Origin of the sequence: Kineococcus vitellinus (assembly GCF_009906315.1) — a bacterium.
In the GTDB taxonomy this organism is placed as follows: Bacteria; Actinomycetota; Actinomycetes; order Actinomycetales; family Kineococcaceae; genus Kineococcus; species Kineococcus vitellinus.
In genome coordinates, this window is record NZ_JAAALL010000153.1 from 1 (window position 1) to 10,721 (window position 10,721).

The following is a 10,721-nucleotide window of genomic DNA, read 5'->3' on the forward strand; positions in this document are numbered from 1 at the left end:
GCGCGCCTCCGGCCACGAGCACGTCGGCGTCAAGGAGGAGCTGCGGCGCAACCTGCTGGCCCGGATGCGCGCGGGCGAGGACCGCTTCCCCGGTGTCGTCGGCTACGAGGACACCGTGGCCCCCGAGCTGGAGCGCGCGCTGCTCGCCGGCCACGACGTCGTGCTGCTCGGCGAGCGCGGCCAGGGCAAGACCCGCCTGCTGCGCTCGCTGGTCGGCCTGCTCGACGAGTGGACGCCCGTCATCGCCGGCAGCGAGCTCAACGAGCACCCCTACGCCCCGCTGACCCCCGCCTCGCGCCGCCGGGTCGTCGCCGAGGGCGACGAGCTGCCGGTGACCTGGCTGCACCGCTCGCTGCGCTACGGCGAGAAGCTGGCCACGCCGGACACCTCGGTGGGCGACCTCATCGGCGACGTGGACCCGGTGAAGGTCGCCGAGGGCCGCGCGCTGGGCGACCCGGAGACGATCCACTTCGGCCTCGTGCCGCGCACCAACCGCGGCATCTTCGCCGTCAACGAGCTGCCCGACCTCGCCGAGCGCATCCAGGTCTCGCTGCTCAACGTGCTGGAGGAGCGCGACATCCAGGTCCGCGGCTACCAGCTGCGGCTGCCGCTGGACCTGCTGCTGGTGGCGAGCGCCAACCCGGAGGACTACACCAACCGCGGGCGCATCATCAGCCCGCTGAAGGACCGCTTCGGCGCGGAGGTGCGCACGCACTACCCGCTGGAGGTGGAGGTGGAGGTCGACCTGGTGCGCCAGGAGGCCGCCACCGTCGCGGAGGTGCCCGAGCACCTGCTGGAGGTCGTGGCCCGCTTCACCCGCGCCGTGCGCGAGTCGCCGGCCGTGGACCCCGCCTCCGGGGTGTCCGCGCGCTTCTCGATCGCCGCCGCGGAGACGGTGGCGGCCGCGGCGCTGCGCCGGCACGCGCTGTCCGGGGAGGTCGGCGGGCCGGTGGCCCGCGTCGGCGACCTGCACACCGTCGTCAGCGTGCTCGGCGGCAAGGTGGAGTTCGAGCAGGGCGAGGAGGGCCGCGAGGTGGAGGTGCTGGAGCACCTGCTGCGCACCGCCATCGCCGAGACCTACCGCGCCCGCCTGGGCGGGGCGGAGCTGTCCGGGTTCTCCGGGCTGGTCACCGAGGGCCGCACCATCGAGACGGGCGACCTGGTGCCCGCCGAGCGGCTGCTGGAGCAGGTGGGCACCGTCCCCGGCCTGGCGCAGGTGCTGGACCGCCTGGGCCTGGGCGAGGAGCCGACCCCCGGCCGCGCGGCCTCGGGGGTCGAGTTCGTCCTGGAGGCGCTGCACCTGACGCGCCGCCTGGACAAGGTCGTGCTGGAGGACGGGCGCACCGTCTACGGCAGCTGAGCCGTCCCGTCGGGAGCGGTGCTCGCTCCCGACGGGACGGTGGGGCTGCGGCGGGCCTCAGGAGTTCTGCGGGAACCCCAGGTTCAGCCCGCCGTGGGAGGGGTCCAGCCAGCGCTCGGTGACCACCTTGCCGCGGGTGAAGAAGTGCACGCCCTCGGTGCCGTGGGCGTGGCTGTCGCCGAACAGGGACTGCTTCCAGCCGCCGAAGGAGTAGTAGGCCACCGGCACCGGGACCGGCACGTTGACGCCGATCATCCCGACCTGCACCTCGTTGCGGAAGCGGCGGGCCGCACCGCCGTCGTTGGTGAAGATGGCCACGCCGTTGCCGTACCTGTTGGCGTTGATCAGCTCCACGCCCTCGTCGTAGCCGGCCACCCGCACCACCGACAGGACGGGCCCGAAGATCTCCTCGGTGTAGATCGACATGTCGGTGCCGACCCTGTCGAACAGCGTCGGCCCCAGCCAGAAGCCGTCGGCCACGGCCTGCTCGTCGGCCGCGTCGGGGACGACCTCGCGGCCGTCGACGACGAGCTCGGCGCCCTCGCGCACGCCCGCCTCGACGTAGCCGGTGACCTTGTCGCGGTGCGCGCCGGTCACCAGGGGGCCCATGTCGGCCCCGCGGCGGCCGTCGCCGGTGCGCAGCGTGGCGACCCGCTCGGAGATCTTGGCGACGAGCTCGTCGGCGATGGAGTCGACCGCGACCAGCGCGGAGACGGCCATGCAGCGCTCCCCCGCCGAGCCGAACCCGGCGTTGACGGCGGCGTCGGCGGCCAGGTCCAGGTCGGCGTCGGGCAGCACCAGCATGTGGTTCTTGGCCCCGCCCAGGGCCTGCACGCGCTTGCCGTGCGCGGTGGCGGTCTCGTAGACGTAGCGCGCGATGGGGGTGGAGCCGACGAAGGAGATGCTCGCCACGTCGGGGGAGGTGAGCAGGCCGTCCACGGCGACCTTGTCCCCGTGCAGGACGTTGAAGACGCCGTCGGGCAGCCCGGCCTCCTTCCACAGCTGCGCGATGAAGAGGGCGGCCGAGGGGTCCTTCTCGGAGGGCTTGAGCACGACGGTGTTGCCCGCGGCGATGGCGACGGGGAAGAACCACATCGGGACCATCGCGGGGAAGTTGAAGGGGGAGATGATCCCGACCACGCCCAGCGGCTGGCGCACGGAGTACACGTCCACCTTCGTGGAGGCGTTCTCGGTGAAGCCGCCCTTGAGCAGGTGGTTGATGCCGCAGGCCAGCTCGACGACCTCCTGGCCGCGGCTGACCTCGCCGAGGGCGTCGGAGAGCACCTTGCCGTGCTCGGCGGTGATGATCTCCGCGAGCTCGCCCTTGCGGGCGTTGAGCAGCTCGCGGAAGGCGAACAGGACCGTGGTGCGCCGGGCCAGCGAGGTGTCGCGCCAGGCCGGGAAGGCCGCGCGGGCCGCACCGACCGCCGCCTGCACGTCCGCCTCGGAGGCCAGCGCCACCTGCCGGGTCACCCTGCCGGTGGCGGGGTCGTAGACGTCCCCGCGGCGCTCGCCCGAGCCGGCGCTGGGGGCACCGGCGATCCAGTGCTCGACGAGCGGCAGCCCGTTCGCGGCGCCGGCGGCGGTGCCGGCGGTGCTGGCGGTGGTGGTGGTCACGGGGTCCTCCTCGGACGTCGTCGGCGGGGCGGGGCCCGCCCGGCGGTCGGACGCGGCCATCATGCCACCGCGCCGGGTCCATTTGTCCAGACAAACTGTCATGTTCTGCGGGGTGCGGGCGACACATCGCCGCCCCGGCCGCGACCGGGGCGGCGAGGACGGGCGCACCGGGCGCGGCGCCGGGCGTGGCGCCGGGCGCGCAGCGGACGTAGCGTTCCCGCGTGGCTGACGGACGGGCGCGGGACGCGTGGAGCAGGCGGCGCGGCGGGCGGTACCGCTACGGCGAGTGGGCGGGCGGCCCCGACCCCCTGGCGCCGCCGTACGACGTGCGCGCCGCCGTCGACCGCGTCGGGCAGGAGGTGCTCTCCGGCGGCTCGCTGCGCGACGCCCTGCGCGACCTGCTGCAGCGCGGCCCCGACGGCCGCTCGGGCCTGGAGCAGCTGCGCGCCCGCGCCGCGCGCCTGCGCCGCGAGGCCGCCCGCCGCGGCGACCTGGACGGCGCGCTGACCAGCGCCCGCGCCCGGCTGGACCAGGCGCTGGCCGCCGAGCGCGACGAGCTGGCCGGCCGCGACGGCGACGACGCCCGCTTCGCCGAGACCCGCCTGGACGCGCTGCCCCGCTCCACCGCCCAGGCCGTGCGCGACCTGGAGGACTACTCCTGGGCCTCCGAGCAGGCGCGGCAGCAGTACCAGCAGATCCTCGACGGCCTGCGCGAGGACGTCGTCGGCCAGCAGTTCCGCGGCATGAAGGAGGCGCTGCAGAACGGCGGCCCGGAGACGGCGCAGGCGCTCAAGGACATGGTGAGCGACCTCAACGACCTGCTCGCCAAGAAGGCCCGCGGCGAGGACACGCCCGAGGACTTCGCGGAGTTCATGGACGAGCACGGCGAGACGCTGGGCGAGGAGGGCGTGGAGGACCTCGACGACCTCGTCGACGCCCTGGCCCGCCGGGCCGCGGCCGCCGCCCGGCTGATGCGCTCGCTCTCCCCGCAGCAGCGCCAGGAGCTGGCCTCGCTGATGGACTCCGCCTTCGGCTCCGACGTCGACCTGCAGGCGCAGATGGCGCAGCTGAACGACAACCTGCGCGCCCTGCGCCCGGACCTGGACTTCTCCCGCGGCGAGCGGGTGCGCGGCGCGCAGGGCAGCGAGCCGCTCGGCTACGGCGAGGCCGCCGACGCGCTGCAGGACGTCTCCGAGCTCGACGACCTGCTGGACTCCCTGGGCCAGGAGCACCCCGGCGCCACCCTCGACGACGTGGACGTCGACGCGCTGGAGCGCCAGCTCGGCCGCGGCGCCGCCGACGACCTGCGGCGCCTGCGCGAGCTGGAGCGGGAGCTGCAGCGGCAGGGCTGGCTGACCCGCACCGCCTCCGGGCCCGCCCTGTCCCCCAAGGCGCTGCGGCGCCTGGGCCAGACGGCGCTGCGCGACGTGCTGGGGCGCGTGGACGCCGGCGGCCGCGGCGAGCACGAGGACCGCGACGCCGGCGCGGGCGGGGAGCCGACCGGCGCCACCCGGCGCTGGGAGTTCGGCGACGAGCAGCCGCTCGACGTCGTGCGCACGGTCACCAACGCGCTGCGGCGCGGCGGCGCCTCCGACGGCGGGGCGGTGCGGCTGAGCTGGGAGGACTTCGAGATCGTCGAGACCGAGCGCCGCGCCGGGGCGGCCGTCGCGCTGTGCGTGGACCTGTCGTACTCCATGGCCGCCGAGGGCCGGTGGGGACCGATGAAGGAGACGGCGCTCGCGCTGAGCCACCTCATCTCGACGAAGTTCCCGCACGACGCGCTGCAGATCGTCGGCTTCGGCCTGCACGCGCAGCCCATGAGCGTCGGCGAGCTCGCCGAGGTCGAACCCGACTTCGTGCAGGGCACCAACCTGCAGCACGCGCTGAGCATCGCCCGCCGCCACCTGCGCCGGCACCCGGACGCCGAACCCGTCGTGCTCGTCATCACCGACGGCGAGCCCACCGCGCACCTGGAGGACGCGGGCGGCGCCCCGGAGGCGGTCTTCCAGTGGCCGCCGGCGCCGGCGACCATCCGCGCCACCGTGCACGAGGTGGACCTGCTGACCCGCGCCGGCGCGACGATCAACCTCTTCATGCTCGGCGAGGATCCCGGCCTGCGCCGCTTCGTCGACGCCGTCGCGCGCCGCAACGGCGGGCGGGTGCTCTCCCCCAGCCCCGAGCGGCTGGGGCAGTACGTCGTCGACGACTACCTGCGCTCGCGCGCGGGCGGCCGGGGGCGCCGCGCGTCCTGAGCCCCGGCGGGGAAGTCGCTGGCTGCTCCGTCACCGCCTGTGCGACGGTGCCGGGGTGCCCTCCCCCGCCGCGCCCCCGATCGCCCGCGCCGTGGAGGCGGTGCTCCCCCGCCGGCTGGGCACCGGCTTCCGGTGGCTCATCGCCTCCAGCTGGGCGAGCAACCTGGGCGACGGCCTCGCGCTGGCCGCCGGGCCGCTGCTGGTCGCCTCGCTGACCGAGGACGCCTTCCCCGTGGCGCTGGCGGCGCTGGCGACCTGGCTGCCGCCGCTGCTGTTCGGCCTCACCGCGGGCGTGCTCAGCGACCGGCTGGACCGGCGGCGCATCGTGCTCACCGTCGACCTCGTGCGCGCCCTGCTGCTGGTGGCCCTCGCCGTCGTGGTCGCCACGGGGGAGGCGACCGTGCCGCTGGTGCTCGGCGCGCTGTTCCTGCTGGGCACCGCGGAGGTCTTCGCCGACAACACCGCGAGCACGCTGCTGCCGATGCTCGTCGCCCGCGAGGACCTCGCGGTGGCCAACGCCCGCGTGCAGACCGGGTTCGTGACGGTCAACCAGCTCGCCGGCCCGCCGCTGGGCGCCGTGCTGTTCACCGCCGGGGCCGCGACGCCGTTCGCCGCCCAGGCGGGGCTGTGCGCGCTGGCCGCGGTCTTCGTCGCCCGCCTGCGGCTGCCCGCGCGGCCCGCGGGGCGCCCGCGCACCACGCCCTGGCACGACGTGCTGGAGGGGGTCCGCTGGACCGCCCACCACCCGGCCGTCCGGGTGCTCGTCCTGACGATCTTCGCCTTCAACATCACCTTCGGCGCCGCCTGGTCGATCCTCGTCCTCTACTCCACCGAGCGGCTGGGGCTGGGCGCGGTCGGCTACGGCCTGGTGACCACCACCGGAGCGGTCGGCGGGGTCCTGGGCACCCTGTCCTACGGGTTCCTCACCCGCCGCGTCTCGCTCGGGGGCCTCATGCGCATCGGGCTCGTCGTGGAGACCCTCACCCACCTCGGGCTGGCGCTGGCGAGGTCGCCGCTGGTGGCGCTGCCGGTGTTCTTCGTCTTCGGCGCGCACGCCTTCGTCTGGGGCACCACCTCGATCACCGTGCGCCAGCGCGCCGTCCCGCACGAGCTGCAGGGCCGCGTCGGTGCGGTGAACACCGTCGGGACCTTCGGCGGGCTGGCCCTGGGCAGCGGGATCGGCGGGGTGCTGGCCCAGCACACCGGCGTGACGGGGCCGTTCTGGTTCGCCTTCGCGGGCTCGGCGCTGCTCGTGGTGCTCGTCTGGCGCCCGCTGCGGCACGTCGCGCACGACGACGAGCCGCTGCCGGCGCGGCGGGTCAGCCCAGCGCCTGGGCGAGGTCGGCGACGAGGTCGTCGGCGTCCTCGATGCCCACCGACAGGCGCACGAGGTCGTCCGGGACCTCCAGCAGCGAGCCGGCCACCGAGGCGTGCGTCATGCGGCCCGGGTGCTCCACGAGCGACTCCACGCCGCCGAGGGACTCCCCCAGCGTGAACAGCTCGGTCTTCGCGCAGACCGCGAGGGCGTCCTCGACGCCGGCGGTGCGGAAGGAGACCATGCCGCCGAAGCGGCGCATCTGCCGGGCCGCGACGTCGTGGTTGCGGAAGCCCGGCAGGCCCGGGTACAGCACCTTCGTCACCCGCGGGTGCGAGGTGAGGAAGTCCACGACGCGCTCGGCGTTGTCGCAGTGCCGCTCCATGCGCACCGCGAGCGTCTTCAGCCCGCGCTGGACCAGCCAGGAGTCGAACGCGCCGGGCACCGCGCCCATGGCGTTCTGGTGGAAGCCGATGCGGGCGCCGAGGGTGCCGCCGCGCCCGTCGTCGCCGTCGCGCACGGCGACGACGCCGCCGACGACGTCGGAGTGGCCGCCGGCGTACTTGGTCGTGGAGTGCACGACGAGGTCGGCGCCCAGCAGCAGCGGCGTCTGCAGGTACGGGGAGGCGAAGGTGTTGTCCACGACGAGCAGCGCGCCGGCGGCGTGGGCGATCTCGGCGATGGCGGTGATGTCGCCGATGGTCAGCAGCGGGTTGGTCGGCGTCTCCAGCCACACCAGCCGGGTGCGGCCGGGCTCGACGGCCGCGCGCACGGCGTCCAGGTCGCCGAGGTCGACGGGGGTGTGCTGCACGCCCCAGGGCTCGAAGACCTTCTTCACCAGCCGGTAGGTGCCGCCGTAGGCGTCGTTCGGGAAGACGACGTGGTCGCCCGGCACGAGCAGCGCGCGCAGCACGGCGTCCTCGGCGGCCAGGCCGGAGGCGAAGGCGAAGGCGGCGTCGCCCTGCTCCAGGGCGGCGAACTGCACCTCCAGGGAGGTGCGGGTGGGGTTGCCGGAGCGGGAGTACTCGTAGCCGGTGCCGAGCCCGGTGCGCAGGGCGCCGACACCGTCCTGCTTGTAGGTGGAGACCTGGTAGATCGGCGTCACCACGGCGCCGGTGGCGGGGTCGGCCTCCTGGCCGGCGTGCAGGGCGCGGGTGGAGAAGCCGGGCAGCTCGTCGTTGGTCACGGTGCCCCAGCCTAGGGAACGCGCCGGGACCCGCCGTGGTTGAGGCAGGTACGACAGAGGGAGGGAACGCCCAGTGATCTTCGGCAATCCGTACAAGACCCGCATGGTGACGCCCGACGAGGCCCTGCGGGGCTCGCAGGAGCGTCGCTTCGAGGTCCCGGCCACCCACGCCGTGCTCGGCACCCCGCTGGAGGGGCCGTGGCCGGAGGGCACCGAGGTGATCTCGTTCGCGATGGGCTGCTTCTGGGGTGCCGAGCGCATCTTCTGGAAGGTGCCCGGCGTGGTGACCACCGCCGCCGGCTACCAGGGCGGGTTCACCCCGAACCCCACCTACGAGGAGTCGGTGACCGGGCGCACCGGGCACGCGGAGACGGTGCTCGTCGCCTACGACCCGGCGCTGACGAGCCCCGAGCAGCTGCTGAAGGCGTTCTGGGAGAACCACGACCCCACGCAGGGCTTCCGCCAGGGCAACGACCGCGGCACCGAGTACCGCTCGGCGGTCTACACGACCACCGACGGGCAGTGGGAGGCCGTGCAGCGCACGCGGGAGACCTTCCAGCGCGAGCTGACCGGGCACGGCCACGGCTCGATCACCACGGAGGTCCGCCGGGCCGAGGACGCCGGGCCGTTCTGGTACGCGGAGGACTACCACCAGCAGTACCTGCACAAGGTGCCGGGCGGCTACTGCAACCACGGCCCCAACGGGCTGACCTGCCAGATCGGGTTGGTCGCCTCGGGCGAGTGAGCCCGCGGGTGCGGGGCGCCGGCCGCTGAGCGGCCGGGGAACGCGATGAGGGGACGGTGCGCGAGCGCCGTCCCCTCCTCTGCGTGCGCCCCCCGACGCACTGCCGCGGCAACCCGTCCCCCCGGCGGGGTGCCGCGACGATCCTCCCAGAGCCGGCGCAGCCGCGGGGGCCACCGACCGCCCCCCTTTCGGGGGCGCCGGATGCGCCGATGCGTCCGTGGGAGGCCGCCGGGGTCGCTAACCTCGCCGCTGGAGGAGGCTCACCCGTGGACGAGACGACCGCTAGTGATCAACCGGTGACGCTCCGCGTCGCGGCGGTGGACGACCACCCCGCGCTGCTGTCCGGCCTGCAGGTGGAGCTGGTCCGGCTCGAGGCGTCGCTGGACTTCGTGGCGACCGCCCCGACCGTGCCCGACCTGCTCTTCCGCCTGGCCGGCGGTCCCGCCTGCGACGTGGTCCTGCTCGACCTGCGCCTGGGCGACGCCTCGCGCCCCGGCGACAACGTCCGGGCGCTGCTGGAGGCCGGCAGCCGCGTCCTCGTCTACACCGAGGGCCGCCAGCACGCCGAGGCCCTGGAGGCCCTGCAGGCCGGCGCCCAGGGGGTGCTGCTCAAGGACCGCCCCGTCGCGACGGTCGCCGAGGCGCTGCGCGCGGTCGCCGCCGGGGACACCCTGGAGTCGGCGGAGACGGCGGCCGCGCTGCAGGTCGACGAGGCGCTGACCACCCACCTCTCCCCCCAGGAGCGCCGCGTCCTGGAGCTGTACGCCGGCGGGATGCCGGCGCGCTCGGTCGCCCTGCGCCTGGGGGTGACGCTGGAGACGGCCAAGAGCTACCTCAAGCGCATCCGCGCCAAGTACGCCGCCCTCGACCGCCCCGCCTACACGCGCATGGAGCTGTACCGGCGCGCCGTGGAGGACGGCGTCCTGGCCCCCCTGCCGAGCCCGCTGCCGAGCCCGCTGCCCGGCCCGCTCCCGGGCGCGCTGCCCGGCGACGGTCCCGCGGGAGCCCGGTGACCGCCGCGGCCACCGATCGACGACCCGTGCGACGACCCCTGGGACGACCCCTGCGACGACCCCTGCGATGACCCGCGACGGCGCCCAGCGGCTGCTGGCCCTCGTCCTGGCCCTGGGCGTGCTCTCGGTCGGGCCGACGGTGGTCACGGGGCTGGTCAGCGACCCCGGTCAGCTGCCGGCGGCCTGGGCCGCGGCGACCACCTGCGGCTACCTGCTCGCCGTCGTCGGCCTGGTCGTGCAGGCGGTGCGGCTCACCGGCCGGCGCTGGCCGGCGTGGGCGGTCGTGGTCCTCGGCGACGTCGTGCTGGCCTCCTACCCCCTCGTGGCCCGCAGCAGCGCGGTGGACGTGCCGTGGGTGCTGGGGCTGTCGCCGGTGACCGTGGGCGCCGGGGCGGTCGCCGGCTCCGGGCTGGGCGCCGCGCTGGCGCTGGCGGTGCTGCACCTGGTGCTGCGGGCGCTGGTGCAGCTGAGCGGGACGTGGGTGGTGCCCCCGGAGCGGGCCGCCTTCGACGCGCTCGGCCTGCTCGTCATCGCGACGGCCGCCTCGGTGGCCGTGCAGTCGGTGCGGCTGGCGGCGAGCTCCGTGGAGCGGGCGCGCGAGCGCGCGCAGGCGGCGGCGTCGGCGGCGGCCGCCGTGCGCGCCGTCGAGCAGGAGCACAGCCGCTGGGACGCCCTCGTGCACGACGACGTCCTGGCCTCGCTGGCGCAGACGACGCAGGCGCGCACCGCGGCGGACCGGCGCGCCGCGCGGGCGGCGGCCGCGACGGCGCTGCAGCGCGTGGAGCGCGGCGCGGCCCGCGGCACCGGGCCCGTGCAGCCGCCGGACGCCGAGCTCGCCGACGTCCTCGCCGAGCTCGTGGAGACCGTGCGGGCCCTGCACCCGGACGCGCTCGTGCAGGTGCCGCCGGCGACGGGGGCGCGCCTGGACCCCGAGGCGGCGGACGCGCTCGTGGCCGCGGCCGCCGAGGCGGTGCGCAACGCCGTCCGGCACGGCTCCCCCGCCGGGGCGCCCCCGCCGGCGGTGCGGGTGCGGGTGCGCACCGACACCCGGCGCGGGCGGCTGCGCGTGGAGGTGCGCGACGACGGGGTGGGCTTCGTGCCGCGCCGGCCCAGCGCGCGGCTGGGGCTGGCGGTCTCGGTGCGGCGGCGGGCCGACGTGGTGGGCGGCACCGCGCTGGTGCGCTCCGCCCCCGGCGTGGGCACCGTCGTGCTGCTGGGCGTGCCGCTGCGCCC

Annotated in this window: 7 protein-coding genes and 1 pseudogene; 6 read left to right on the forward strand and 2 right to left on the reverse strand. The window is 75.9% G+C overall.

From position 1 onward, the window contains the following. Nucleotides 1–1,360, forward strand: a 1,360-nt coding sequence (locus GTQ99_RS13870; RefSeq protein ID WP_166616326.1) for a sigma 54-interacting transcriptional regulator, incomplete at its 5' end; no start/stop codon positions are given. A 57-nt stretch (nucleotides 1,361–1,417) separates the two neighbouring features. Here GTQ99_RS13870 and GTQ99_RS13875 read toward each other — a convergent pair. Further along, the gene (locus tag GTQ99_RS13875; protein ID WP_166616327.1) at nucleotides 1,418–3,037 is read right to left on the reverse strand and encodes a CoA-acylating methylmalonate-semialdehyde dehydrogenase; all 1,620 of its coding nucleotides are present in this window, start codon (nucleotides 3,035–3,037) and stop codon (nucleotides 1,418–1,420) included. A 161-nt stretch (nucleotides 3,038–3,198) separates the two neighbouring features. Here GTQ99_RS13875 and GTQ99_RS13880 point away from each other — a divergent pair, with 161 nt between their 5' ends. Next, entirely contained in the window at nucleotides 3,199–5,229 is a 2,031-nt protein-coding gene (locus tag GTQ99_RS13880; protein ID WP_166616328.1) for a vWA domain-containing protein, read from the forward strand. A 79-nt stretch (nucleotides 5,230–5,308) separates the two neighbouring features. Further along, on the forward strand, nucleotides 5,309–6,724 hold the full coding sequence (locus GTQ99_RS13885) for an MFS transporter (protein ID WP_420814565.1): 1,416 nt from the start codon (nucleotides 5,309–5,311) through the stop codon (nucleotides 6,722–6,724). On the opposite strand, the pseudogene GTQ99_RS13890 reads toward GTQ99_RS13885, so the two are convergent. After that, a pseudogene (locus tag GTQ99_RS13890) lies at nucleotides 6,612–7,835 on the reverse strand (cystathionine gamma-synthase); the annotation flags it as partial. The gene GTQ99_RS13885 and the pseudogene GTQ99_RS13890 sit on opposite strands and share 113 nt — an antisense overlap. Here GTQ99_RS13890 and msrA point away from each other — a divergent pair. From msrA to GTQ99_RS13905, 3 genes are all read left to right on the forward strand, one after another. Then, the gene (msrA, locus tag GTQ99_RS13895) at nucleotides 7,834–8,475 is read left to right on the forward strand and encodes a peptide-methionine (S)-S-oxide reductase MsrA (protein ID WP_166616332.1); all 642 of its coding nucleotides are present in this window, start codon (nucleotides 7,834–7,836) and stop codon (nucleotides 8,473–8,475) included. The pseudogene GTQ99_RS13890 and the gene msrA overlap by 2 nt on opposite strands. Before the next feature lie 266 nt (nucleotides 8,476–8,741). After that, nucleotides 8,742–9,488 carry a sigma factor-like helix-turn-helix DNA-binding protein gene (locus tag GTQ99_RS13900; protein WP_166616330.1) on the forward strand — a complete coding sequence of 249 codons (747 nt, stop codon included), beginning with the start codon at nucleotides 8,742–8,744 and terminating at the stop codon, nucleotides 9,486–9,488. Nucleotides 9,489–9,555: 67 nt separating this feature from the next. Beyond that, nucleotides 9,556–10,721, forward strand: a 1,166-nt coding sequence (locus tag GTQ99_RS13905) for an ATP-binding protein (RefSeq protein WP_166616331.1), incomplete at its 3' end; no start/stop codon positions are given.